The 23,130-nt window shown below is 65.6% G+C and carries 27 protein-coding genes; 6 read left to right on the top strand and 21 right to left on the bottom strand.

The annotated features are described in order from the left end of the window. Positions 1–21: 21 nt before the first annotated feature. On the top strand, positions 22–213 hold the full coding sequence (locus tag KCN53_RS00405) for a Flp family type IVb pilin (protein WP_088711965.1): 192 nt from the start codon (positions 22–24) through the stop codon (positions 211–213). A 99-nt stretch (positions 214–312) separates the two neighbouring features. On the opposite strand, the gene KCN53_RS00400 is transcribed toward KCN53_RS00405, so the two are convergent. From KCN53_RS00400 to KCN53_RS00375, 6 genes are all read right to left on the bottom strand, one after another. Further along, positions 313–1,794 carry a M48 family metalloprotease gene (locus KCN53_RS00400; protein WP_224199263.1) on the bottom strand — a complete coding sequence of 494 codons (1,482 nt, stop codon included), beginning with the start codon at positions 1,792–1,794 and terminating at the stop codon, positions 313–315. A gap of 79 nt (positions 1,795–1,873) precedes the next feature. Beyond that, the gene (locus tag KCN53_RS00395; protein ID WP_088711966.1) at positions 1,874–2,479 is read right to left on the bottom strand and encodes an ABC-type transport auxiliary lipoprotein family protein; all 606 of its coding nucleotides are present in this window, start codon (positions 2,477–2,479) and stop codon (positions 1,874–1,876) included. Continuing rightward, positions 2,476–3,426 (bottom strand): MlaD family protein, encoded by a 951-nt coding sequence (locus tag KCN53_RS00390; protein ID WP_088711967.1) that lies wholly within the window; start codon positions 3,424–3,426, stop codon positions 2,476–2,478. Before KCN53_RS00390 ends, KCN53_RS00395 begins: the two co-directional genes overlap by 4 nt. Positions 3,427–3,430: 4 nt before the next feature. Continuing rightward, positions 3,431–4,225 carry an ABC transporter ATP-binding protein gene (locus KCN53_RS00385; RefSeq protein WP_088711968.1) on the bottom strand — a complete coding sequence of 265 codons (795 nt, stop codon included), beginning with the start codon at positions 4,223–4,225 and terminating at the stop codon, positions 3,431–3,433. Then, positions 4,225–5,352, bottom strand: a complete 1,128-nt coding sequence (locus KCN53_RS00380) for an MlaE family lipid ABC transporter permease subunit (protein ID WP_088711969.1) — start codon at positions 5,350–5,352, stop codon at positions 4,225–4,227. The genes KCN53_RS00385 and KCN53_RS00380 overlap by 1 nt, the downstream gene beginning before the upstream one ends. A 41-nt stretch (positions 5,353–5,393) precedes the next feature. Continuing rightward, positions 5,394–6,320: an SMP-30/gluconolactonase/LRE family protein gene (locus tag KCN53_RS00375; protein ID WP_088713373.1), complete on the bottom strand. Its 927-nt coding sequence runs from the start codon at positions 6,318–6,320 to the stop codon at positions 5,394–5,396. 95 nt (positions 6,321–6,415) lie between these two features. Here KCN53_RS00375 and rmuC point away from each other — a divergent pair, with 95 nt between their 5' ends. Beyond that, positions 6,416–7,915: a DNA recombination protein RmuC gene (rmuC, locus tag KCN53_RS00370; RefSeq protein WP_088711970.1), complete on the top strand. Its 1,500-nt coding sequence runs from the start codon at positions 6,416–6,418 to the stop codon at positions 7,913–7,915. 18 nt (positions 7,916–7,933) lie between these two features. On the opposite strand, the gene KCN53_RS00365 is transcribed toward rmuC, so the two are convergent. The 9 genes from KCN53_RS00365 to KCN53_RS00325 are packed head-to-tail and all read right to left on the bottom strand — an operon-like array spanning position 7,934 to position 13,832. Beyond that, positions 7,934–8,134, bottom strand: coding sequence for a DUF5818 domain-containing protein (locus tag KCN53_RS00365; RefSeq protein ID WP_088711971.1), 201 nt, complete (start codon positions 8,132–8,134; stop codon positions 7,934–7,936). Positions 8,135–8,140: 6 nt separating this feature from the next. Next, complete coding sequence (locus KCN53_RS00360) at positions 8,141–8,713, bottom strand: cupin domain-containing protein (protein WP_088711972.1); 573 nt, start codon at positions 8,711–8,713, stop codon at positions 8,141–8,143. Next, a complete protein-coding gene (locus KCN53_RS00355) occupies positions 8,713–9,513 on the bottom strand; it encodes a TrmH family RNA methyltransferase (protein ID WP_088711973.1) in 801 nt (266 codons plus the stop codon). The genes KCN53_RS00360 and KCN53_RS00355 overlap by 1 nt, the downstream gene beginning before the upstream one ends. A 13-nt stretch (positions 9,514–9,526) precedes the next feature. Beyond that, the gene (locus tag KCN53_RS00350; protein ID WP_397333595.1) at positions 9,527–9,796 is read right to left on the bottom strand and encodes an HPr family phosphocarrier protein; all 270 of its coding nucleotides are present in this window, start codon (positions 9,794–9,796) and stop codon (positions 9,527–9,529) included. 2 nt (positions 9,797–9,798) lie between these two features. Beyond that, on the bottom strand, positions 9,799–10,212 hold the full coding sequence (locus tag KCN53_RS00345) for a PTS sugar transporter subunit IIA (protein WP_088711975.1): 414 nt from the start codon (positions 10,210–10,212) through the stop codon (positions 9,799–9,801). A gap of 18 nt (positions 10,213–10,230) precedes the next feature. After that, positions 10,231–11,151 (bottom strand): RNase adapter RapZ, encoded by a 921-nt coding sequence (rapZ, locus tag KCN53_RS00340; RefSeq protein ID WP_224199261.1) that lies wholly within the window; start codon positions 11,149–11,151, stop codon positions 10,231–10,233. A 5-nt stretch (positions 11,152–11,156) separates the two neighbouring features. Next, on the bottom strand, positions 11,157–11,582 hold the full coding sequence (locus KCN53_RS00335; protein WP_088711976.1) for an HPr kinase/phosphorylase: 426 nt from the start codon (positions 11,580–11,582) through the stop codon (positions 11,157–11,159). Continuing rightward, the gene (locus KCN53_RS00330) at positions 11,579–13,138 is read right to left on the bottom strand and encodes a sensor histidine kinase (protein WP_088711977.1); all 1,560 of its coding nucleotides are present in this window, start codon (positions 13,136–13,138) and stop codon (positions 11,579–11,581) included. Before KCN53_RS00330 ends, KCN53_RS00335 begins: the two co-directional genes overlap by 4 nt. Further along, positions 13,113–13,832 (bottom strand): response regulator transcription factor, encoded by a 720-nt coding sequence (locus KCN53_RS00325; protein ID WP_088711978.1) that lies wholly within the window; start codon positions 13,830–13,832, stop codon positions 13,113–13,115. Before KCN53_RS00325 ends, KCN53_RS00330 begins: the two co-directional genes overlap by 26 nt. Positions 13,833–14,002: 170 nt before the next feature. On the opposite strand from KCN53_RS00325, the gene KCN53_RS00320 reads away from it, so the two are divergent. Then, positions 14,003–15,607 (top strand): phosphoenolpyruvate carboxykinase, encoded by a 1,605-nt coding sequence (locus KCN53_RS00320; RefSeq protein WP_088711979.1) that lies wholly within the window; start codon positions 14,003–14,005, stop codon positions 15,605–15,607. A gap of 52 nt (positions 15,608–15,659) precedes the next feature. On the opposite strand, the gene KCN53_RS00315 is transcribed toward KCN53_RS00320, so the two are convergent. Genes KCN53_RS00315 through rpmF form a run of 5 tightly spaced genes read right to left on the bottom strand, consistent with a single transcriptional unit; the run spans position 15,660 to position 18,675 of the window. After that, positions 15,660–16,070: a MerR family transcriptional regulator gene (locus KCN53_RS00315; protein WP_088711980.1), complete on the bottom strand. Its 411-nt coding sequence runs from the start codon at positions 16,068–16,070 to the stop codon at positions 15,660–15,662. An 11-nt stretch (positions 16,071–16,081) separates the two neighbouring features. Next, positions 16,082–16,381, bottom strand: a complete 300-nt coding sequence (locus KCN53_RS00310) for an integration host factor subunit alpha (RefSeq protein WP_088711981.1) — start codon at positions 16,379–16,381, stop codon at positions 16,082–16,084. A 57-nt stretch (positions 16,382–16,438) separates the two neighbouring features. Beyond that, entirely contained in the window at positions 16,439–17,425 is a 987-nt protein-coding gene (locus KCN53_RS00305; protein WP_224199259.1) for a beta-ketoacyl-ACP synthase III, read from the bottom strand. Beyond that, a complete protein-coding gene (gene plsX, locus KCN53_RS00300; RefSeq protein ID WP_088711982.1) occupies positions 17,422–18,471 on the bottom strand; it encodes a phosphate acyltransferase PlsX in 1,050 nt (349 codons plus the stop codon). Before plsX ends, KCN53_RS00305 begins: the two co-directional genes overlap by 4 nt. A 24-nt stretch (positions 18,472–18,495) precedes the next feature. Next, positions 18,496–18,675: a 50S ribosomal protein L32 gene (gene rpmF, locus KCN53_RS00295; RefSeq protein ID WP_088711983.1), complete on the bottom strand. Its 180-nt coding sequence runs from the start codon at positions 18,673–18,675 to the stop codon at positions 18,496–18,498. 191 nt (positions 18,676–18,866) lie between these two features. Here rpmF and KCN53_RS00290 point away from each other — a divergent pair, with 191 nt between their 5' ends. Then, the gene (locus KCN53_RS00290; protein ID WP_224199257.1) at positions 18,867–19,274 is read left to right on the top strand and encodes an MAPEG family protein; all 408 of its coding nucleotides are present in this window, start codon (positions 18,867–18,869) and stop codon (positions 19,272–19,274) included. Positions 19,275–19,281: 7 nt separating this feature from the next. Here KCN53_RS00290 and KCN53_RS00285 read toward each other — a convergent pair whose 3' ends face one another. Continuing rightward, positions 19,282–19,944, bottom strand: coding sequence for an MBL fold metallo-hydrolase (locus KCN53_RS00285; RefSeq protein ID WP_088711984.1), 663 nt, complete (start codon positions 19,942–19,944; stop codon positions 19,282–19,284). A 111-nt stretch (positions 19,945–20,055) separates the two neighbouring features. On the opposite strand from KCN53_RS00285, the gene pabB reads away from it, so the two are divergent. Together pabB and KCN53_RS00275 are read left to right on the top strand one after the other, a co-directional pair. Further along, the gene (gene pabB, locus KCN53_RS00280; protein ID WP_088711985.1) at positions 20,056–21,849 is read left to right on the top strand and encodes an aminodeoxychorismate synthase component I; all 1,794 of its coding nucleotides are present in this window, start codon (positions 20,056–20,058) and stop codon (positions 21,847–21,849) included. A 39-nt stretch (positions 21,850–21,888) separates the two neighbouring features. Then, positions 21,889–23,091: a pyridoxal phosphate-dependent aminotransferase gene (locus tag KCN53_RS00275; RefSeq protein WP_088711986.1), complete on the top strand. Its 1,203-nt coding sequence runs from the start codon at positions 21,889–21,891 to the stop codon at positions 23,089–23,091. The last annotated feature ends 39 nt before the right edge of the window (positions 23,092–23,130 follow it).

The following is a 23,130-nucleotide window of genomic DNA, read 5'->3' as shown; positions in this document are numbered from 1 at the left end:
GAATCAAGTGAGGAGAGAACCATGTCTTTCATTCGCAATTTCCGCCGCGATGAAGAAGGCGCCACCGCCATCGAATATGGCCTGATCGCCGCCCTTATCGCCGTTGCCGCCATGGCCGCCATGAGCGCCCTGGGCGATTCCATCGGTAACACCTTCACCGAAGCTGCCGATGAAATGAACAACGCGGTTTCCGACGACGCCAGCAACGGCTAACTCGCGAACCTGAATGAAAAAGGGCGTCGGGGTGACCCGGCGCCCTTTTTCTATGCGTGATTTCTATGCGTGAACGGGAAGGCGAAACGCCGTGCGTCCTTAGCCTTCCACGACGATCTTGACGCGGTCGCCGGCGGATACCTCGCCGCCGTCCTCCAGGTCGTTGAGGACGCGGAAGCGCGCTTCCTGATAGTCGTCGAATGCCATGCGGCGCGACAGGGAGGCGACCGTGTCGCCGCTTCCGACGGTAACGACTTCCAGATGCTTGGGCTCCAGCTGGGCCGCTTCGCTTGCAGAAAGCTTGCGGAAGCTCTGCGCCGTGGTCGAGATCACGTTTGCGGCGCTGACATTCGCAGGGCTGATGAAGGCGAAATAATAGGCGCTGTCGGCGTCATATTCATAGGCGATGACGGTCAGGTCGACCTGGCCTTGGTTGGAGGCCACGCGTGCCTGCTGCTGCGCCGCCGGCATGCCGTTGATCGTGGTGGTCTCGACCTGGCTGTACTGGGCCTGCTGCGCCGAATTTCCCAGCAGTCCGCGCAGCGCCTGCTGCGTCACGGAGGCGATGCTTTCCCCGGCCTGCTTGGAACCGCCGGAGAACTGGATCTGAACCGGCGAATTGCCGCTCGTCGCCGTGACCGCGCTGGAGGAATTGTTCAGATAGAACCCGTCGGGAACGCGGAAGGCGAGACGCAGGGTCGGGTGCGCGAACTGATGCTTGTCGACGAAGCCCTGTTCCGGGGCGTCGCCGTAGAGCATGCCATCGATCGCGGAATAGAAGCGGCTCTCATTCTGCGCGAGCTGGCCAGGTTGCACTCCCGTCTCGCGGGCCTGGGCGGTTGCGCGCTGGACCCGGTCCGCCGACAGCGGGTGGGTGCGCGCCCATGCCGGAATCTGGGCAGCTTCGTCGCGTCCGCGAATCTGCGCCTCAAGGGCGGCCTGGTCGCCCAGAGCCTCGAGCACATCGGCCGATTCATAGGGGTCGTAACCGGCGCGGCGCATGTAGAGAATGCCGAGGTCGTCCGACTGATATTCCTGGTCGCGTGAATATTTCAGCGTCCACACCTGACCGAGCTGGCCTGCCAGCTGGGCAACCTGGCCCGAACCGGTCAGGACGCCCGCGAGAACGGAAAGCAGGCTGGACCCGAGCGCGGCGTTCTGCCGGCGCTGGCCGTGATCCGCGGCGACATGGCCAATCTCATGCCCCAGGACCGAAGCGAGCTGCGCCTCGTTCTCCATCAGCGCGACGAGCCCGCGCGTCACGTACACGTAGCATCCGGGAATGGCGAAGGCGTTCACCACGCTGGAATTGAGGAAGGTGACGGTACAGTCGCTGCCGGTCTGCGAGAGGCCGGATTCGACGGCCACCTCCTTGCCGACACGATCGACCATCTGCGACCCGGGACCCGTATAGGCGCCGCCGAATTCCGCAAGGATCTGCGGGTGCGCCTCTGCGCCGGACTGCCGTTCCGAAGCCGTGACCTGGCCGGGGTTGTTCGGGTCGAAGGACCCCATACAGCCGGCGGTCGCCAGAGAGGCGGCGACGCTGGTGGCAAGGGCGGCTTTCGAAAGGGTCGGCACGGGCGATGTCCTCCGGGTCAGGCGGTAATTTTCTTGCCGTGTGAACCGAAGGGGGGGTGGGTCAGTTCCCTCGAACCGCTCAGCCGGGCGTCGGAGCCTTCGCCGCGACCCACGCGGCAAGGGCGCCGGCAACCTCGTTCGCCGCCTCGCTGAGCGCGGCCGCGACGGCCGGTCCCGTCTGCGTGGCGACAGGCCTGCGCACCGTGAAGGTGCGGCTCGAAACGAAGCCGGAATGCGGGGCCGTCAGCAGGGCGTCGTAACGCACCACGACTTCGGGGCGTCCGCTGACGTCTAGGCCGAACTCTGCCAGCGATCCCGAAAGTCGCATGGCCGGTACGACCGAAACGCTTCCCTCGTCGATGACGGGACGGCCAAGGTCTGCCGCCATCACGTCCATGAGGAGCTGCTGGAACAGAAGGTTCGGCTGCTCCACCCATGTGGCCGCAGCCAGATATTCCACCTCGGTGCTGCTGGTGGTTACCGGAATGCGCACGGTGCGCAGCTTGCCGGGAACCTCGGGCAGGCTGACCATGATCGGTGCGCCGGTGGGTTCGCCTTCGGGCGTCCGGGCGGGGTCGAGCGCCAGGAGGCTGGAGGGCGGGGCGCCGCCGCCGCCGATCTGCACGATCGGGCCGCAGGCGGTGAGCGAGACGGCAAGTGCGGCGGCGACTAGTTTCGGGCTCATTCCGACTCTCCGGGCGTGTATGTTGGCAGCGTGCGGCCGCCCAGAAGGGCGCCGGCCGGGTCTTCGTCCAGCTTGGCGCTGATCGCCCCAAGCGAGCTCGAGGCACGTCTGAGGTCGCGAATCAGAAGGTTTACCTCCGGCAGTGTCTGCGTGTTCACCTGATCGATGCCGCGGTTCGCGCTCATCGCGACCTGTTCGATTTCCGACAGCGTGGCGTTCGCCCGCTCGACGGTGGTGCGCAGGTCTGCCACCAGCGGACGCCCTTCTTCGTCGAGGAGGGTGGAGGTGTTGTCGGCCACCCGGGTCAGCGCTTCCGTCGCATCGGCGAGATTGGAGATCAGGCGGCGGGCTTCGGTCACGCTTTCCGACAGGTCGTTCTCGCGCGCCGCAATGGCCCCGGTGACGCGCTCGGTATTCTCGAGAATACCCGAAATGGATCCGAGGTTGCGATCGTCGAGGAGGAGGGTGAGCCGGTCGGTAAGCTGGCGCACATCCTCGAGCAGTTCGGGGGCTGCGTTGAGCAGCGAATCCAGCGTTCCCGGGGCGGTCGGTATGACGGGGGCGCCGAACTGGCCGGGCTCCGTAATGGGGGGCTGGCCCTTTTCCGCGCCGTCCAGGCTGACGATCGCCACGCCGGTAAAGCCAACCGACGACAGCGTCGCCCGCGTGCCCTGTAGGATCGGCGTTTCTTCCTGAACCGAAATCCGGACGCGCACGAATTCGGGCGAATCCGGCATGATGGCGATGTTGCGGACCGACCCTACCGGGACACCCGAATAGTTGACCGCACTGCCGGTCGCGAGGCCCGATACGGACTCAAAGAAGACGTCATATTCCTTCTCGCCGCCCGTATCGATGCGCGCGATCCAGAGAATGAATCCGAACAGGGCAAGGAACAGGACCAGCGCGACGGCGCCGACGAGGATATGGTTCGACCGGGTCTCCATAGGCTTATCGTCCTTGCGGGCTCTCCGTCGCCGCCGCAAGGGCCGCGCGCCCCCGCGGCCCGGAGAAATATTTCTGGATCCAGGGATGGTCGATCTCGATCAGATTCTCGATCGTGTCGACGGCCAGCACCTTCTTGTCGGCCAGGACCGCCACGCGGTCGCAAATCGTGTGCAGCGTGTCGAGGTCGTGCGTGATGAGAAAGACGGTAAGGCCGAGGGTGCGCTTGAGGTCTAGGATCAGCTGGTCGAACGCGGTCGCCCCGATCGGGTCGAGACCGGCGGTTGGTTCGTCCAGGAAGAGCAGGCGGGGATCCAGCGCGAGCGCGCGGGCCAGCGCGGCACGCTTGCGCATGCCGCCGGAAAGCTCGCTGGGAAATTTCGGTCCCGCATTCGCTTCCAGCCCGACCAGGCCCACCTTGTAGGCCGCAATCTCGTTCATCAGCTCCGGCGTCATGTCGAAAAACTCGCGCAGCGGAACCTGGATGTTTTCCGCCACCGTAAGGGTCGAGAACAGGGCGCCGTTCTGGAACAGGACGCCGAACTGACGCCGCGTTTCCAGTTCCTCGCGTTCGGCCAGGCCGCTGACCGGCTTGCCGAAGATGGTGATTTCGCCGTCCCGGAACGGCTGCAGGCCCAGGATCGACCGCATGAGCACGGTCTTGCCCGTTCCCGACCCGCCGACGACGCCGATGATCTCGCCGCGCTTGACGGTCAGGTCGAGATCCTCGTGCACGACCTGATCGCCGAACTGGTTCTTCAGGCCCTTAACCTCGATGACGGTCTTCATCCTGTCGGGCATCAGATCCACCCCAGGACGGAGAAGAAGACCGCGAAGAAGGCGTCGAGAACGATGACGAGGAAAATGGCCTGCACCACGGCGGCGGTGGTGCGCCGTCCGACTTCCTCGGCATTCCCCGACACCTGCATGCCTTGGAAACAGCCGGTTACGGCGATGATCAGGCCGAAGACCGGCGCCTTGATCAGGCCGACCCAGACGTCGGTGATCGGCACCACCTCCTGTATGCGCTGGATGAAGGTGGAGGGCGGGATTCCGAGCGACAGCCAGCTGATCAGCGCACCGCCGGCGATGGCCATCATCGAGCCGTAGAAGGCAAGCAGCGGCATCGCGATGACGGAGGCGAGCAGGCGCGGAACGACCAGCACTTCGATGGGCGGCATACCGATGGTGCGCATGGCGTCGATTTCCTCGGCCAGCTTCATCGATCCGATCTGCGCCGCGAACGCGCTGCCCGAACGGCCCGCCACCATAATGGCGGTCATCAGCACGCCGAGCTCGCGGAAGGTGATGCGCCCGACCAGGTTGATGACGAAGACCTCCGCCCCGAACTGGCGTAGCTGCACCGCGCCCTGCTGCGCCACCACGATGCCGACGAGAAAGCTCATCAGTCCGATGATGCCGAGCGCCGCCACGCCTACGGCTTCCGCCTGCTTGAACATCGCGGCCCCGCGCAGGCGCCGCGGGTGCGCGGCGATCTTTGCGAGGGCAAGGAGCGTCATGCCCAGAAAGGCCAGGAACGCGCCCAGTTGACGCACTCCCTCGGCAATCCAGCCGCCGAGCCGGTCCAGGAGAGCCAGGAAGCGCGGCATCTCCGGCGGGCGGACGCGGCAGTCGCCGGCCGCCTTCCCGACCTGATCCATCATGTGCTGGGCATTCTCGGAGACGCCGCTGATATCGGTGTCGTAACCGCGCTCGCTGCGTTCGCGCTCCAGGCGAAACAGGACCCAGGCTCCCACCGTGTCGATGCGGTCGACCTCGGCTATGTCGAGATGGAGCGGCTCGGGGCGCTCTTCCAGATCGCGGAAATGGGGCGAGAACTCGTCGGCGAACCGGACCGTCAGCCGGCCGGTAACCGTCACCCTTCGGGTGCCGTCTTCCGTGGTTTCGTGGAGGGACGCCGCACTCATGCGGCAGCCTTTAGCCGGGCTGGCCGCCTCTCACTAGGCCCTCACGCATAGTGGGCCAGTTGCAGCCCCGGCGTCGGCCAGCGCACCTTCGCCAGCTTGCCGGTGGTGGACAGGCACACCCAGGCGTCCTGCATGTCCTCGCCGCCGAAGCAGATGTTCGTCGTCAGAAGGTCGGGAAAGTCGTACTGGACCATCTCGCCGCTGGCGGGGTCGATCGACGCGATGCCGGGGGTCTCCACCAGTGTGGCGACGCAGACATTTCCTTCTGCATCGACGGCAAGCGAATCGAGCAGGGTGCGGCCGCCCCAGCCATAGGCGACGCGTCCCGGGAAGCCGGCAAGCGGACCGGGGCCGACCTCTCCTACGCCGGTAATGTCGAGAGCCAGGACCTGCCGTTCGTTCGTCAGGGCCGTGTAGACGGTCTTCCCGTCCGGCGACAGGCCGACGCCGTTCATGTTCGGGCCGTAGGTCGCGCAGCGAATGTCCGAACCGTCCGCCTTCGCCCAGTACAGTCCGCCATGGTCGTGGCCGGCCTTGCGCACCTTTCCGAGGGCGGTGAACCAGAAGGCGCCGCTGCCGTTCATTTCGAAGACGATGTCGTTCGGCCCAGACAGGTTGAAACCGCCGCAGCTCTCGTAAAGCCGCTCCACCTTGCCGCTCGCGATGTCGATCCGTTCGATGCGGCCGGTCTCGTAGTCGTCTGGGGCCGGGCCGGGGATCAGCAGATCCTCTGCGCGCGTCCATTCGAAGCCGCCATTGTTGCAACAATAGAGCGCGCCGTCCGGCCCGACCGCCAGGCCGTTCGGTCCGCCGCCGGGCTCGGCCACGGTTTCCTTGCTGCCGTCGGGCCTGACGCGGGTGATGCGGCCCGCCTCGATCTCCACGAGGATGATCGACCCGTCCTTCATCCAGACGGGCCCTTCTGGAAAGCGCAGGCCGTCCGCGACGATCTCAAATTCGAGTTGCATGGCGATCTTCCCTTTTTCTCCCATCAAGGCCGCGCATCGCTTTACCGCCACCCTTCATCTGCGTAGGTTCCTATTATGTTCTTCCGGAGGGCTTCATGACGACCGAATTCATCCTGGCGGCGATCGGCGGCCTGGCCCTGGGCTTCCTGATCGCCTGGTTCCTGCGGCAGGGGGCGCTGCGCTCGGCGCTGTCCGAACGCGATGCGGCGCGCGCCGGTCATGAGGAGGAACGCTCGGCCCATGCCGCGACGCGCGACGGCGCGCTCGGCGACAAGGAGCGGCTGACCAAGGCCATTGCCGATGCCGAGCGTGCGCAGGCGCTGGCCGAAAGTGCACGCGACGAGCGCGTCCGCGAGATCGAGGCGCTGAGGGGCGAGATCGCCGGTAACCGGGCGAAGATCGACGAGCTGGACGCGCACCGGCTGGAACTGATCGACCTGAAACGCGGCCTTTCCGAGCAGGAGAAGGCGTTCGAGAAGCGCGAGGAGGATCTCAACAAGCGCTTCGCCGAGCTTGCCGATGCGGCGCTGGGCAAATCCACCGAGGCCTTCCTGAAGCGCGCCGAGGAAACGCTCGTCCGCCACCGCGAGGCTGCCGACAAGGGGCTGCAGACGAACAGGGCCGAACTCGACAAGCTGATCGCGCCCATGCGCGAGACGCTGGTGAAATATCAGGAGCGGCTGAAGGAGGTCGAGGAGAAGCGCCACAACATGTTCGGCGCGATCAACTCCGCCATCGCCGGCGTCAAGGAGGGGCAGCTGCGCGTGACCGAGGAAGCGCAGCGCATCGTCCATTCGCTGCGCAATGCCCCGAAGTCGCGTGGCCGCTGGGGTGAGCAGCAGCTGAGGAACGTGCTCGAAATGGCCGGCCTGTCGCAGCATTGCGACTTTCAGGAGGAGGTGCATGTCGATACCGGCGACGGCGCCATTCGCCCCGACGTCGTCATCAACCTGCCCGGCGAGCGCGTACTCGTGATCGACGCGAAATGCTCGCTCGTCGCCTATCAGGACGCCGTCGCGGCCGCCTCCGACGAGGAGCGGCACGCGCATATGCTGGCGCATGCCAAGGCGCTGCGGACGCATGTCGATACGCTGTCGCGCAAAAGCTACACCTCGCAGTTCGAGGACACGGTCGATTTCGTGATCATGTTCGTGCCGGGCGAGAATTTCCTCGCTGCCGCGCTGGAGGTCGATCAGGAGCTGTTCGAAAGCGCTTTCCAGAAGCGCGTTCTGCTTGCCAGCCCCACCAACCTCATCGCCATCGCGCGCACCGTCGCGATGGTCTGGCAGCAGGAAAAGGCAGCCGAGAACGTCCGCGAGATCGCCGCGCTGGGCAAGGAACTCTACGACCGGCTGGCCACCATGGGCGAGCATGTCGCGCGGGTCGGCAGAAACCTCGAGCAGGCCACCGGCGCTTATAACAAGATGGTCGGCAGCCTCGAAAGCCAGGTGCTGACGTCCGCCCGGCGTTTTCGCGATCTGGAGATCGAGCCGCCGAAGAAGGATATCGACCTGCTCGAGCCGACTTCCACCGAACCGCGTGAACTCACCAAACTGGAAGTCGGCAGCGCCGACGATCGCGAAGCCGCCGAATAGCCGCGACGGCGCTTCCGTTCAGGCAGGCGCGACGCCGTCGGCGTCGACCACTGCGCCGCCCTCGGTCAGCCGGCCGGTCACGCGGACGCTTTTCTCGACCAGGTCGACGGGGGTGCGCGGCAGGATCAGGCGGATGCGGCCCGCGCCATTGTCGCGCAGCAGCTCGAACCCGCCGTCGCCGCGTTTCAGGATTCCGGTTTCGTCGAATTCCTCCGCCAAGACGCCTCAGAGGTCCTTCAGCGCCGGGTCGAACTGGCCGTCCACCAGCACGAAGCAGACGCGGCAGGGCGCTCCCGAGCGATTCGCCCAGCCATGGTTCGTACCGCGCTGGACGACGATGTCGCCCGCCCTGACCACGGTCTCGCCCACATCGAGGATCAGCGTGATCTCGCCCTCAAGCACGATGCCGTAGTCGATGGTTTCGGTGCGGTGCATGAAGGCATGGCGGCTGTCGGCGCCGCTATGGCGGGAGGCGGATTCGGCGCCCATCGCGGCAAACTGAGCCTGGGCCTCCTCCGGCGATACGGGCGCGGCGGTATCATCCTCAGGTGAGAATTCCACGATGCGGATGCGTGTGCCGCCCGGGGGCGGGGCGAGCGTCACCGGTCCCTCTTCCGGCTCCTCGCAGCCGGCCTCGATCGGCGCCGGGCATTGCCCGGTAGTCCATAGCTCCGTGAAGGTCGTCTCGCGGTCGTCGCCGAAGCGGAACACGCGGGGCGCGGGCCCGTCCTCCAGGAAGACGGCGCGGCCGTCATCGTCGTGACCGGTCACGATCCGCCGGGTCTGCCGCGTACTCATCAGCGCCTCCGCTGCTGGTTCAGGACCTCGTACACCATAACCGCACAGCTGACGGCAACATTCAGGCTGTCGGCCTTGCCGCGCATGGGAATTTTCACAAGCTCGTCGCAGGCCGCTTCATAGTCCGGCGGCAGGCCCCGTTGCTCGTTGCCCATGAAGACGAAGGTGGGCGGCGCATAGCTCACGCCCTGATAGTCCCGGTCAGTATTGAGGCTGGCCCCCACCAGCATTCCCGGGCCGCTGCGCAGCCACGTGAAGAAATCCTGTCCGTCGGCCTGTGCCAGCGGGACCGTGAAGATCGCCCCCATGGAGGCGCGCACCGCCTCGACGGAGAAGGGGTCGCAGCTCTGGTCGAGCAGGATGACGCCGCCGCCGCCGACGGCATCGGCGGTGCGCAGGATCGTACCGAGATTGCCGGGGTCCTTCAGGCTTTGGCACACGATCCAGATGCCCGACGCGCTGCGGTCTAGCCGCGCAAGGCCGGTCTCGAGAAAGCCGAACACGCCGACGACGGCCTGCGGGTTCGCCTTGCCGGTAATCTTTTCCAGAATGTCGCCGGGAACGCGCAGCGCCTCACCGCCCGCTGCCTCGACTTCGCGCTCCAGCCGCAAGGTGAGTTCGTGCGTATCGCCGATGCGCGAGACGAGAATGCGCGGCACATGACCTGCCTCCAGCGCTTCGGCGCAGATGCGCAGCCCCTCGGCCATGAACAGGCCTTCCAGGATGCGATGCTTCTTCTGAGCCAGGGAGCGGACGCGCTTGACGGTGGCGTTCGAGAAGCTGGTGATGTCGCGCGGCATCTGGGGGGCGCCGCTATTCCTCGCCGAATTTCGATTCGACGAGTGCCGACAGCGCTTCGATGGCGCCTTCCGCTTCCGGACCCGCTGCCGATATGACCACATGATCGCCGGGACCTGCCGCCAGCATCATCAGGCTCATGATCGACGTGCCCGCCGCCTGGTTGCCGTCCTTCTCGACGGTGACGCGGGCATCGAACCCGTCGGCCATGGTGACGAACTTTGCGCTCGCCCGGGCATGAAGTCCTCGCTTGTTGGTAATTTCCACCCGGGACGAGACCGACACGTTCAGGCCGCCGCTCCCAGGATTTTCGACGCGACGGAGATATATTTCCGTCCTGCCTCCTGCGCCGCCTCGATGGCGGAGGATGCATCCATTTCCCCGCGAACGCTCGCCAGGCGGATCAGCATCGGCAGGTTCATGCCCGCGATGACCTCGACGGCACTGGACTGTTCCGCGCCCATAAGGCTGATCGCCAGGTTCGACGGCGTGCCGCCGAACATGTCGGTCAGGACGATGACGCCCTGGCCGCTGTCCACGGACTCGATGGCAGCCGCGATATCGTCGCGCCGCTCTTCCATATCGTCCTCGGCAAGGATGCAGATCGCCTCGATCTGTTCCTGTTTTCCGACGACGTGCTCCATCGCGTTGACGAACTCGCGTGCGAGTCCTCCATGCGTCACGAGCACCATTCCGATCATAGGCTTCCTACACTTCCCCTACCGGCTCACATCGCCGGAGTCGGCTGATTCAGAAATATCTCTGTGCATCACTGCCGGGTCGATCCCCGCCTCCCGCAAGTGATCCGCAAGCCGTTCCGCAGTGTAAACGGAACGATGGCGACCGCCTGTACACCCTATGGCAATTGTAAGATAGGACTTTCCCTCGTCATGATAGGCGGGAAGCAAATAAGAAATCAGGTCGGCGATACGATCGACTGCGCCTTCGAAGCGGGGATCTGCACGAATGAAGGCTCCCACCTCCGCATCATGGCCCGTCAGCGGGCGCAGTTCCTCATCCCAATGCGGATTTGAGAGGAAACGCATGTCGAACATCAGGTCGGCGTCGCGCGGGACGCCGCGCGCGAACCCGAAGGACATGACCGTGACGGTCAGCTTGCGGGGCTCGCCGTTGCTGAACTTCTGGGTGATGCTGCGGCGCAGATCGTGGACCGAGTAGTCCGTCGTATCGATGACCACATCGGCGGCGCGGCGTAGCGGTGCGAGGACCTCGCGCTCCTGTGCGATTCCGTCCGCGGCGGGCCGGTCGAGGGCGAGCGGGTGCCGCCGCCTCGTTTCGGAAAAGCGCCGGATAAGTTCGCTGCCGCTACAGTCCAGGAAAAGCAGCCGGGTGGGAAACCCCTCCTCGTTGAGGTTGCGGATTTTCTTGACGACGTCCGAGGCGTTGAAGCGGCGCGTGCGCGCGTCGATGCCCACCGCGATGGGGCGCGAATAGAGGGAGGGCGCCGCTGCGGCCGTTTCGAGAAGATGCGTGACGAGCGACAGCGGTAGATTGTCGACGACCTCGAAGCCCTGATCCTCCAGCGCACGCAAGGCGGTCGACTTTCCCGCGCCGGAAAGTCCGGAGACGATCAGCAGCGCGGGGCGCCGCGTTTCGCCGAGGGCGGACGGGTTGCTCACCCGTCTCAGTCTAGGGGAAGCGCCGCGCCGTTCAACAGCATCTCGATCAGAATCGGCGCGGACGGGAGCTGCGCATCGACGCAGGCCTCCCGAACCGTCTCGCGGCCGAAACGGCGGTAATGCGGTGCCGGCAGGCGGGCGGGGCGCGATCCCAGACGGCAGATCAGCGAAAGAGGCGCGGCGGCGGCATGCCGTACCCGGCACGGGCCGAGGCCCCGCACTTCGATCACGCCTTCGAATTTCTCGACCGGCCGAAGGAGGGGAGCGGTGTGCCCCGTCCGCTCGACGATGGTGGTATCGTCGCTGACGAGCGACGCTCCGCGGTCGATCAGGCGCAGCGCCAGGTCCGATTTGCCGCTACCCGAGGGGCCGCGCAGCAGAACGCCGCGCCCGCCGATCGACACGCAGGTCGCGTGAATGCGAAAACTCATATTGCGGGCAGGCTCATGATGAACCGTGCGCCGCGGCCGCCGTCCCGAGCCGCCTCGACCGTCAGACGGCCCTCATGCGCTTCGACGATGGCGCGAGAGATGGCGAGGCCGAGACCGCTATGCTGGCCGAAGCCCTCGCCCTCGGGGCGCTCGGAATAGAAGCGGCGGAAGATCTTTTCCTCCGCGCCCTCGGGTATGCCCGGTCCTTCGTCGCTGACGATCAGCCGCACCTCGTCGCCATGCCGTTCGAGAGAAAGCTCCACCCGCCCCCCATCGGGCGAGAAGCTGACGGCGTTGTCGATCAGGTTGCGAACAACCTGGCCGAGACGGGACTCGTCCCCCGGCACGAGGAACGCGCTCTGCTCGGCGCGCTCGACGGCGATGCTGACGCCGCGCGGCAGGCCGCGGCCCTGGTAAAGCTCCGAGAATGCCGTTGCCATGGCCGCCAGGTCGACGGGCTCCATACGTGCCCTGCTAAGCTCCGCATCGAGCCGAGAGGCATCCGAGATGTCCGAGATCAGGCGGTCGATTCGCTGGACGTCGGCGCGCGCGACCTCGAGCAGCTGCGCCCTCAGCTTTTCGTCGCGGACACTGCCCAGGCTGTCGACGGCGCTCTTCACCGACGCGAGCGGGTTCTTGAGCTCATGCGCCACATCGGCGGCGAAGGTCTCGGTCGCATCGATACGGCTGCGCAGCGCGGCCGTCATGTCGGACAGGCTGCGGGCGAGTTCGCCGATCTCGTCGCGCCGTTTCTTGAAGCGCGGCACCGTCACTTCGCGCGACCTGCCGAGGCGAACCCGCTGGGCGGCGAGCGCCAGCCGCCTCAGCGGGCGGACGATGGTGCGCGCAAGAAAGCTGGTGAGCATCAGCGACAGGCCAAGGACGCCCAGGAAAATCGCGAAGAGGACCGCGCGCTCGTCGCGGACGACCTGCGTGATGTCCTGCGCATTGGCGGAAATGGTCAGCACCTCGCCGCCTTCCAGCGGGACGGCCGAGTAGGTCAGCGGCGTGCGGTCGGGCGCGAAGCGCAGCGCGTCCTGTACCTGCCCGGTCGCAAGCGCGGCTTCCGCCTCGGCATATGACTGCCGGCGGTCGGGCAGGGAGGTGTCCAGATAGGGCGGCGATTCTGCGCCGACGAGGAAGTCGATGGACCGGTCGATGCTTCGCGCGGCAGTCAGCCGCCAGTCCTCGGTTGCGGGATCGGCCAGCGCATAGGTGGGCGGCGCCACGTCCCAGCTGTCCAGTCGCTTTTCGCCGCCCGGCCCGTAGATGCGAATCCGGGTTCGCGTCTCGGCGCCGGCAACCGCGATCAGGCGGCGAACTTCCGGCGCGGCGTCGTCGCGGATGCCTGCCGCGATCAGGACCGCCCCGGCACGCATCTCCTCCAGCCGCTGGGCGAGGAGCCTGTCGCGAAAGCTTTCCAGATAGACCAGGCCGCCTGCGAACATCAGGATCGCGAACAGGTTCACAGCCAGGATGCGCGTGGTCAGCGACCAGCTGCGCGACCATCTTAGTTGGCTATCGTCGGCGTCAGTCGCCGCTGCCGCCTTCGGCAAAGCGGTATCCGGCTCCGTAGAGGGTCTCGATGGCTCCGAACTCCGGATCGACGGCGCGGAATTTCTTGCGGAGCCGTTTGATGTGGCTGTCGATTGTGCGGTCGTCGACATAGACGTCATCCTGATAGGCCGCATCCATTAGCTGCTCGCGCGACTTCACGAAACCGGGACGGTGCGCGAGGGTCTCCAGAATCAGGAACTCGGTCACCGTCAGCGTGATGTCCTTGCCGTCCCAGCTGGTGTGGTGCCGGCCCAGGTCGAGCGTCAGCCGCCCGCGTTCGAGGCGCTTGTCGTCGGCGCCCCCCTCGTCGCCGCTGTCCTGCTGCCGGAATGCCGCGCGTCGCAGCACGGCGCGGATTCGCTCTACCAGCAGCCGGTGCGAGAAGGGCTTGCCGATATAGTCGTCGGCGCCCATCGACAGGCCCAGCGCTTCGTCGATCTCCGCGTCCTTCGACGTCAGGAAGATGACCGGCACATCTGTTTTTTCGCGCAGCTTCTGCAGCAGTTCCAGGCCGTCGAGCCGCGGCATCTTGATGTCGAGGATGGCCAGGTCCGGCGGGTTGTCGGCGATGCTTTTCAGGGCGGTCACCGGGTCCGAATAGACACGGGTGGAGAAGTCCTCCGCCTGCAGGGCGATGGACAGGGAGGTGAGGATGTTCCGGTCGTCGTCGACCAAGGCGATCGTCGCGCTCATGGCTTCCATTCTGACCCATAGATTCGACAGGGTCTATGCACGCTAATTCTAGCCGCCATGTTTTGACCAATTCCGAGTCGCGGTGTATGCGCGACCGAAAGCGAAAGGCCGGGCCGACACCTTCGGATCAGAGCCGTTCTGCACGACATGCACTATAGGGGAGACAGCCCGTGGCTGCCCAATCGACCGTTCCTGCCCATGATCTTTCGCAGCAGGGCATTGCGACCAATGCCGAAATTCACTGGAACCTGACGACAGCCCCTCTCGTCGAGACCTCCGTATCGCGCGAAGAGGGTCTGCTGTCGAAAGACGGCGCGCTGGTCGTTGAGACGGGCAAACACACCGGTCGCAGCGCCAAGGACAAGTTCACCGTCAAGGACGATACCACGGCGGAGACCGTCTGGTTCAACGACGGCAACAAGCCGATGTCGCCCGAGCACTTCGCGAATCTGAAGGAGGATTTCCTCGCCGCCCTCGGCGAAAAGGAGACCCTCTTCGTGCAGGACCTCTACGGCGGGTCGCAGCCCGAACACCGCGTGAAGGTGCGGGTCATCAACGAGCTTGCCTGGCATAACCTGTTCATCCGGACCCTGCTGTGCCGCCCGGAACGCGAAGAGCTTGCCGGCTTCGTGCCCGAGTTCACGATCATCGACCTGCCGACCTTCCAGGCCGATCCCGAACGCCACGGTTCGCGGTCCGAAACGGTCGTGGCCGTCAACTTCACCGAGAAGCTGATCCTGATCGGCGGCACGCGCTATGCCGGCGAGATGAAGAAGTCGGTGTTCGGCGTTCTCAACTACAAGCTTCCCGAAGCGGGCATCATGCCGATGCACTGTTCGGCCAATATCGGACCGAACGGCAAGTCGGCGGTGTTTTTCGGGCTTTCGGGCACCGGCAAGACGACCCTTTCCGCCGATGCCAGCCGCACGCTGATCGGCGATGACGAGCATGGCTGGTCCGATACGGCGGTCTTCAACTTCGAAGGCGGCTGCTATGCGAAGATGATCCGCCTGGACCCAGAGTCCGAGCCGGAAATCTACGCCACGACCAAGCGCTTCGGCACCGTGCTCGAAAATGTGGTCATGGACCCGGAAACTCGCACGCTCGACTTCGATGACAATTCGAAGGCCGAGAATACACGCGGTGCATATCCGATCGATTTCATCCCCAATTCCTCCGAGGAAAATCTGGGGCCGCCGCCGTCGAACGTCATCATGCTGACCGCCGATGCGTTCGGCGTCCTTCCGCCGATCGCGAAGCTGACGCCCGAGCAGGCGATGTACCACTTCCTGTCCGGCTACACCGCGAAGGTGGCGGGCACCGAGATCGGCGTGACGGAACCGCAGGCGACCTTCTCGACCTGCTTCGGCGCGCCGTTCATGCCGCGGCATCCGAGCGTTTATGGCGACCTTCTGAAGACGCGGATCGCCGAAGCTGGCGTCGACGTCTGGCTGGTTAACACGGGCTGGACCGGCGGTCCGCACGGCGTGGGCCATCGCATGCCGATCAAGGCCACCCGTGCGCTGCTCAACGCGGCGCTCGACGGCAGCCTGAAGGACGCTGAATTCCGCGCCGATCCCAATTTCGGCTTCCAGGTTCCGGTCGAGGTTCCCGGCGTGGACACCGCCATCCTCGATCCGCGGTCTACCTGGGACGACAAGGACGCCTACGATCGCAAGGCGCGCGAGTTGGTGGAGCGGTTCATCGAGAACTTCGCCCAGTTCGCCGACCATGTCGATGAAGGTGTCCGCGAGGCCGCGCCGAAGGCAGCCTGACGAGGTTTTTCGGGGGGTGGGGCCGGCAGGCCCCCTCCCAGCCTTACCTGACCTATTCCGCTGCGTTGGCGGCGCTGAGAAGCCGGTCCCTGATCGCGGCGATGCGAACCTGCACGTTCAGGGGCAGGTCGCTCTGCGCGTCTTCGGTGGCGGCTCCGTTTCCGCTGCCCGCCGGAGCAGCAGAACCGTCCAGCGGTGCCTCTGCGTTCGCGATGGCTTTCACGCCCCGCTCGCGCAGCAGTTTCTGGACGCCCTTGATCGTCAGGCCATCGGTATAGAGCAGGCGGTTGATCGACCGAATGAGCGCGATGTCGCCGGGGCGATAGTAACGGCGGCCGCCGCCGCGCTTCATGGGCTTCAGCTGCGTGAACTTCGTTTCCCAGAATCGCAGGACATGCTGGGGCACGCCGACATCTTCGGAAACCTCACTGATCGTGCGCAGAGCGTCGGGAGACTTGGCCACGTCGCTGCGGCTCAGTCTTTGCCGTTGATCTTCTCGCGCATGATCTGGCTGGGCCGGAAGGTCATGACCCGGCGCGGCTCGATCGGAACCTCCTCACCGGTCTTCGGATTGCGGCCCATGCGGCGGTTCTTGTCGCGCAGGATGAAACTGCCGAAAGAAGAAATCTTCACATTCTCCCCGCGGACCAGCGCGTCGCTGACGGTGTCGAGAACGGTTTCTACCAGCTGGACCGACTCGCTGCGGGACAGGCCGAGTTCCTCGTGCACGACTTCGCCCAGTTCGGCGCGTGTGAGGGTCGGTGAAGTCGTCATGGCGTTCCCCTGAGGTTCGCGATTCTGCTAGCAAAGCAGGTCAGCGATGGAAAGCCGTTACCAACGGACCGCGCTGGCGCCCCACGTAAATCCGCCGCCCATCGCCTCCAGCATGAGTAGATCGCCGGCCTTGATTCGGCCGTCGCGAACGGCAGTGTCGAGCGCCAGCGGCACGCTGGCGGCGGAGGTGTTCGCATGCTGATCGACCGTCACGACCACCTGGTCCATGCCCAGGCCGAGCTTGCGCGCCGTGGCGTCGAGGATCCGGAGATTCGCCTGGTGCGGGATGACCCAGTCGATGTCCGACTGGTCGAGGTCCGCCATGTCGAGCACTTCGCGGCAGACCGCGGCGAGATTCACGACCGCGTGGCGGAACACTTCCTTGCCGGCCATGCGCAGCTTGCCGACGGTTCCCGTGGTCGAAGGACCGCCATCGACATAGAGAAGCTGGTTGTGCGTGCCGTCGGCATGCAGCCGCGTCGCAAGGACGCCAGCGTCCCCCTGATCGGCTTCCATGACGACAGCGCCGGCGCCGTCGCCGAACAGCACGCAGGTGGCACGGTCTTCCCAGTCGAGGATGCGGCTGAACGTCTCCGCGCCCACGAGGAGCGCTCGGCGATGCTGGCCCGACCTGATCATCGCATCGACGACCGAGAGCCCGTAGAGGAAGCCCGAGCAGACCGCCGCCACATCGAAGGCCGTGCAGTCCTTGATCCCCAGCTTGTGCTGGACGGTCGTCGCGGTGGAAGGGAAGGTCTGGTCCGGCGTCGCCGTCGCGACCACGATCAGGTCGATATCGGTCGCGTCGAGGCCGGCAGCCTTCAGGGCGTTTCTCGCGGCGGCAACGGCAAGGTCCGAGGTAAACTCACCCTCAGCCGCGATGTGACGCTGACGAATGCCGGTCCGCTCGACGATCCACTCGTCGCTCGTCTCGACCTTGGAGGTAAGTTCGTTGTTCGGGACCACGCGCTGCGGCAGGTAGCTTCCCGATCCGGTAATTCGTGCGCGGACGTTTCCGATTGCCGCGCCGGTTGCGCCGCTCACTGCGCGGCTTCCGGGACGGCGCGCCGCTCCTCGAAGCGCGCCAGGTCCTCGCGGATCCGGTGCGCGATATCGTCGGTGATGAGGTCGCGGGCGACCCCGATGGCGTTCGCGAAGCCCTCGATGTTCGCGCCTCCGTGACTTTTCACGACCAGGCCGTTCAGGCCCAGGAAGACCGCGCCGTTATGGGCGTTCGGGTCGAGATGTGAGCGAAGCTGCTTCAGCACGCGGCGCGACATGAAGAAACCGATGATCGAGAACAGGTTCGAGCGGAAGGCGCGGCGCAGCAATTCGACGACGAGCCGGGCGGTCCCCTCGGCGGTCTTCAGCGCGACATTGCCCGAGAACCCGTCCGATACGATGACGTCGACATCCCCGCGGCCGATTTTGTCGCCCTCGACGAAGCCGGTATATTCCATCGCAAGGCCGGGGCTGGCGATCTTCAGGGCCTCGGCAGCTTCCTTGTGCTCGTCGGTGCCTTTCAGCTCTTCCTCGCCAATGTTGAGGATGGCGACCTTGGGCTCGTCGACGCCGAGAACGATCCGCGCGAAAGCGGCGCCCATCAGCGCGAACTGGATCAGGTTCTCGTCATCGCATTCGGAATTGGCGCCCAGATCCAGCATCACGCTGTCGGTTCCCATGGTGGGAAGGAGAGCGGCCAGGGCAGGGCGGTCGATGCCCGGCATGGTCTTCAGGCCGAGTTTCGCCATCGCCATCAGCGCGCCGGTATTACCGGCGGAGACGGCGGCCTGAGCTTCGCCGGCCTTCACGGCCTGGACGGCGAGCCCCATCGAGGAGCGGCGCGCGGTTCGCAGCACCTGGCTAGGCCGGTCGGTGCCCTTCACCTCCACATCGGTGTGCACGACGGAACTGCGTTCCGCCAGCTTGGGCAGACCGGACAGGTGTTCGCCGATGACCGTTTCATCGCCGAACAGCAGAAATTTCAGCTCGGGATAGCGCTTCCGGGCGAGCTCGGCAGCCTTCATGGTGACAGGCGCACCTTCGTCGCCTCCCATCACGTCGATGGCGAGAACGGGCTCGGCAGTCATGCGGGCGCGCCTGCGAGCAGGCTCTTAAAGGCCGACTTCGATGACCTCGCGGTCATTATAGTGACCGCACGCCTCGCACACATGGTGCGGCAGCTTGAGCTCGCCGCAGTTGGAGCATTCCTGGAAGTTCTTCGCAGCCAGCGCGTGGTGCGCACGGCGCATGTCCCGGCGGGACTTCGATACTTTTCTCTTCGGGACGGCCATGGGGCACCTGTTCCTGTCGTAGATTTATCGGGTCGGCGATTCGATAGCGCGCAAGGGGCGGTGCCCCGGTCACCGGTGCCGACGAAGGCGCTCCACATAGCGATTTCCTCTCCAGATGCAAGCCTGCCCCTGTTCAGCGGGAGGCACCCCGGGTAAGCCGATCATATGAAAGAAACGGGGGCGAGCTTGGAATGATCCTGACAGTCACGACGATGGTGGCGGGCGTTCTGGGGTTGATCTACCTCGCACTTACGTTTCGGGTGATTCAGCTGCGCTTCGCCGGGAAGGTTTCGCTTGGCGACGGCGGCAGTCCGCTTCTTCTCGCCAGGTCGCGGGCGCATGGCAATTTCAGCGAATATGTGCCGATCCTGCTCATACTTACGGGCCTTCTGGAATTTGCCGGCGGTTCGCCATTCTGGCTGGGGGGCGGCGGCTTGGTGTTCGTGGGCGGGCGGCTGCTTCACGCCTGGGGAATGGACCTGTCGGCCAGCAATTCCGGCCCGAACAGGCCGCGAATCTTCGGAACCGTGCTTACCTTGTTGGTCTTGCTTGCATTCAGTGTCTGGGCACTGGTCCTTGCGGCGGGGGCGCTCGCCTGATCGCAGCCTAGCCGTAGGCCCCGACGAAGGGATTGGATTTTTTCTCCCGGCCGATGGTCGACATCGGACCGTGTCCCGGGACGAAGGCGGTGTCCTCCGGCAGCGTGAAGAGCTTCTCGTGAATGGCATCGACGAGCTGCTGGTGGTTGCCGCGCGGAAAATCGGTGCGGCCGATCGAACCCTGGAACAGCACGTCGCCGACGATCAGAAGCTTCGAGGGTTCGTGATAGAAGACCACATGCCCGGGCGTATGTCCGGGGCAGTGAAAGACGTTCAGTTCCAGCTCGCCCACCGTCACGGTATCGCCGTCGTCGAGCCAGCGATCCGGCGTAAAGGGACGGGTGCCCGTCATGCCGAAGCGCTCGCCCTGCTCGCCGGCCTGGTCGATCCAGAACTTGTCTTCCGGGTGCGGTCCCTCGATCGGCAGCGACAGCTCTTCGGCAAGCACGCCGGTCATGCCGCAATGGTCGAGATGGCCGTGGGTCACCAGCAGCTTTTCCAGGGTGACACCCTTTTCCGCGACGACCTCTTTCAGTCGGTCGAGATCGCCGCCGGGGTCGACCAGCGCGCCCTTCATCGTCTTCGTGCACCAGAACAGCGTGCAATTCTGCTGCAGCGGCGTGACGGGGACGATGCAGGCGGCGAGCGGAGCGGTTTCGGGCTGTGTCATGGTCTTTGAGATGGTCTCTCGGTGCCGCGCGGTCAATTGGCACCGGGCGGGAGATGCTTCGGGGAGGGGCGCTTCTGGCCGTGACGTAGGGCGCGGGGTAAGCCGCCCCCGATGACATTCGATCCCGCCCGCCCCTTCCTGTTTTTCGACGACGCCCGTCTGTCGGCGGCGCGGCGACCGGGGCTGCTGTTCTCATCTCCGCAGCGCTGGATCGAAGCCAGGAGCGCCGACGCGGTTCCCGGCGCGCTCGAGGAGGTCGAGGCGGCGGTGGCAGGCGGATGGTGGGCCGCCGGGTATCTGGCCTATGAGGCCGCTGCGGCCTTCGAACCGCGTATGAGGGGCGAGACCGGCGCGGCGAGAAAGGCAGGGGTTGCGCCTCTTCTTCGTTTCGGTCTGTTCCGCCAGCCGCTGGAAACGGACTGGGAAAGGCTTTCCGCGTCTTGGCTTACCGGGCGCCGCGCCGGTGTGAGCGCTCTGTCGCAGGACCTGGACAGGAGCCGCTACCTCTCCGCGATCGGCCGGATCCTCGACTATATCCACGCGGGCGACATCTATCAGGCGAACTTCACCTACGCGGTCCAGGGCAGGCTCCAGGGTCATCCCATGGCGCTCTATGATCGGCTGAGACGCGTCCAGCGGATGGGCGAAGGGGCGCTGCTGCACGAGCCTGCCGGAGACTGGATTCTCTCCGCATCGCCGGAGCTGTTCTTTGCGCTTACCGAGGGGCGCCTCCTCGCCCGGCCGATGAAGGGAACGGCGCGCAGGGCGGCGGTAACGGATGAAGACCTGGCGGTTCGGCGCGAACTGATGGACGATCCGAAGAACCGCGCCGAAAACCTCATGATCACCGACCTCATTCGAAATGACCTGTCGCGCATCGCGAAGCCGGGTTCGGTCGAGGTCCGCGACCCCTTCTCTATCGAGACCTATCCGACGGTTCACCAGATGGTTACCGGCGTTGAGGCTGAGCTGCGCGGGGACGCGTCCGCCGTCGACGTTTTGCGCGCGATGTTTCCCTGCGGTTCGATCACCGGGGCCCCCAAGGTAAGGGCGGGCCAGATCATCGCCGAGACCGAAGCTGCCCGGCGCGGCATCTATACCGGCAGCATCGGGTGGATATCTCCCCAGGGGCATGCCCGCTTCAACGTCGCCATACGGACTGTGGAAGTTGCGGGTTCTGGCCTGCGCCTCGGCGTCGGCGGGGGCATCGTCGCCGATTCCGATCCGGAAGCCGAGTGGCAGGAAACGCGAACCAAGGCCGCCTTCCTCAGTGCGTCCGGGCGGCCCTTCCATCTGATCGAGACGATGCGCTGCGAGGAGGGGGAGGTGGCGCACCTCGATCTGCATCTCGACAGGCTTGCTTCGTCGGCAGCGTATTTCGGCTTTCCCCGGCCTGACTTTGAAGAGCTGACCGAACGCCTGCGAGGTCTCTGCCGTGCGGGGGAGGCCGCAAAGATCCGCCTGCTCTACGGCAGCGCCGGATCGGTCTCTGTGTCCTCCTCTCACTGCCCTGCGCCGAAGGATGAGCTCACCGCGGCGATCGTCCCGCTGCCGGTATCCGCCGATGACGTGCGCCTGTTTCACAAGACGAGCGACCGCGCCTTCTACGACGACGCTCGGCGCGCCGCGGGTACCGACGAGGTGATCTTCATCCGTCCGGACGGTCTGCTGACGGAGGGCAGCTTCACCAACCTTTTCGTTGCACGCGGCGAAAGCTATGCGACGCCGCCGTCGCGCCGGGGCCTTCTACCGGGCATTCTGCGTGCCGCGATGCTGCGCGAGCACAGGGCGCAGGAGGCCGACCTGACCGCCGCCGATCTGGAAGAGGGGCGGGTCTATCTCGGCAATGCGCTAAGGGGACTGCTCCCGGTACGGCTTGTTGCACTGCCGCAGGGCGAGTTCTAAGGCCGGTCTCCGCACGGATACCAGAAGGACCAACGACCCATGGCGCGACTGTCGCAGGCGATCGGACGCATCGCTCCCTCCCCCACGGTGGCAGTGACAACGCGGGCGAACGAGCTGAAAGCCGAGGGCCGCGACGTGCTGGGCCTGGGCGCCGGAGAGCCCGACTTTCCCGTGCCCGAACATGCCCGCGAAGCCGCCATTCAGGCCATTCGCGACGGCAAGTCCAAATATACCGCGCCCGACGGAACGCCCGAGCTGAAGGATGCCGTGCGCGAGAAGTTCGCGCGTGACAACGGACTGGAATTCACCCGCGACGAAATTTCCGTGAATGTTGGCGGCAAGCACACGATCTTCAACGCGCTGATGGCGACGCTCGATGCCGGCGACGAGGTCATCATCCCCGCGCCCTACTGGGTCAGCTATCCCGACATCGTCAGCTTTGCGGGTGCCACGCCCGTGATCGTGTCGGGCGGCGCGGACCAGGGCTTCAAGATCACGCCCGAGCAGCTCGAGGAGGCGATCGGGCCGCAGACCAAGTGGTTCATCTTCAACTCGCCGTCCAACCCCACCGGAGCCGCCTATACGAAGGTGGAGATCGAGGGACTGATCGAGGTGCTGCGCCGCCATCCGCACGTCTGGATCATGGCGGACGATATCTACGAGCATATCGTCTACGAGGATTTCGCCTTTCATACGGTCGCCGAGCTTGCGCCCGACCTTCGCGAGCGCACCCTGACGATCAACGGCGCGTCGAAGGCCTATTCGATGACCGGCTGGCGCATCGGCTTTGCCGGCGGGCCGAAGCCGCTGATCGCCGCGATGCGCAAGCTGCAGTCGCAGTCCACCACAAACCCCTGCGCCATCGCGCAGGAGGCGGCACGCGCAGCGCTGACGGGGCCGCAGGACTTTCTGAAGGAGCGCGCTGCGGTCTTTCAGAAGCGCCGCGACCTCGTCCTGTCGATGCTGGGCCAGGCCGACGGCCTCACACTCGTGAAGCCGCAGGGCGCCTTCTACGTCTACCCGGACTGCGGCGGCATGATCGGCAAGCGAACGCCCGGCGGGTCCGTTCTGAACTCGGACGAGGACGTCGCCACCTACCTGCTCGAAGCGGAGGGCTGCGCGGTCGTTCACGGCGCCGCCTTCGGTCTCAGCCCCGCCTTCCGCGTCTCCTACGCGGTTTCGACGGAGGTGCTTGAGGACGCGTGCACGCGTATCCAGCGGGCCTGCGCCGCGCTCGACTGAACCGCCTCTCGGCCGCGGCGCGCGCTTGGCAGCGCCTCG

This window comes from Pacificimonas aurantium (genome assembly GCF_020092905.1).
In the GTDB taxonomy this organism is placed as follows: domain Bacteria; phylum Pseudomonadota; class Alphaproteobacteria; order Sphingomonadales; family Sphingomonadaceae; genus Pacificimonas; species Pacificimonas aurantium.
This window is presented reverse-complemented; position numbering and strand designations above follow the sequence as displayed.

Bases quoted from the DNA above. Each gene is read 5' to 3' on its own strand.
- pabB (WP_088711985.1), top strand. From the start codon at position 20,056: ATGACATTCGATCCCGCCCGCCCCTTCCTGTTTTTCGACGACGCCCGT.
- rmuC (WP_088711970.1), top strand. From the start codon at position 6,416: ATGACGACCGAATTCATCCTGGCGGCGATCGGCGGCCTGGCCCTGGGC.
- KCN53_RS00335 (WP_088711976.1), bottom strand. From the start codon at position 11,582: ATGAGTTTTCGCATTCACGCGACCTGCGTGTCGATCGGCGGGCGCGGC.
- KCN53_RS00310 (WP_088711981.1), bottom strand. From the start codon at position 16,381: ATGACGACTTCACCGACCCTCACACGCGCCGAACTGGGCGAAGTCGTG.
- KCN53_RS00285 (WP_088711984.1), bottom strand. From the start codon at position 19,944: ATGACACAGCCCGAAACCGCTCCGCTCGCCGCCTGCATCGTCCCCGTC.
- KCN53_RS00380 (WP_088711969.1), bottom strand. From the start codon at position 5,352: ATGAGTGCGGCGTCCCTCCACGAAACCACGGAAGACGGCACCCGAAGG.
- plsX (WP_088711982.1), bottom strand. From the start codon at position 18,471: ATGACTGCCGAGCCCGTTCTCGCCATCGACGTGATGGGAGGCGACGAA.
- KCN53_RS00390 (WP_088711967.1), bottom strand. From the start codon at position 3,426: ATGGAGACCCGGTCGAACCATATCCTCGTCGGCGCCGTCGCGCTGGTC.
- KCN53_RS00360 (WP_088711972.1), bottom strand. From the start codon at position 8,713: ATGAGTACGCGGCAGACCCGGCGGATCGTGACCGGTCACGACGATGAC.
- KCN53_RS00385 (WP_088711968.1), bottom strand. From the start codon at position 4,225: ATGCCCGACAGGATGAAGACCGTCATCGAGGTTAAGGGCCTGAAGAAC.
- KCN53_RS00355 (WP_088711973.1), bottom strand. From the start codon at position 9,513: ATGCCGCGCGACATCACCAGCTTCTCGAACGCCACCGTCAAGCGCGTC.
- KCN53_RS00345 (WP_088711975.1), bottom strand. From the start codon at position 10,212: ATGATCGGAATGGTGCTCGTGACGCATGGAGGACTCGCACGCGAGTTC.
- KCN53_RS00395 (WP_088711966.1), bottom strand. From the start codon at position 2,479: ATGAGCCCGAAACTAGTCGCCGCCGCACTTGCCGTCTCGCTCACCGCC.
- KCN53_RS00325 (WP_088711978.1), bottom strand. From the start codon at position 13,832: ATGAGCGCGACGATCGCCTTGGTCGACGACGACCGGAACATCCTCACC.
- KCN53_RS00275 (WP_088711986.1), top strand. From the start codon at position 21,889: ATGGCGCGACTGTCGCAGGCGATCGGACGCATCGCTCCCTCCCCCACG.
- KCN53_RS00405 (WP_088711965.1), top strand. From the start codon at position 22: ATGTCTTTCATTCGCAATTTCCGCCGCGATGAAGAAGGCGCCACCGCC.
- KCN53_RS00290 (WP_224199257.1), top strand. From the start codon at position 18,867: ATGATCCTGACAGTCACGACGATGGTGGCGGGCGTTCTGGGGTTGATC.
- KCN53_RS00375 (WP_088713373.1), bottom strand. From the start codon at position 6,320: ATGCAACTCGAATTTGAGATCGTCGCGGACGGCCTGCGCTTTCCAGAA.
- rpmF (WP_088711983.1), bottom strand. From the start codon at position 18,675: ATGGCCGTCCCGAAGAGAAAAGTATCGAAGTCCCGCCGGGACATGCGC.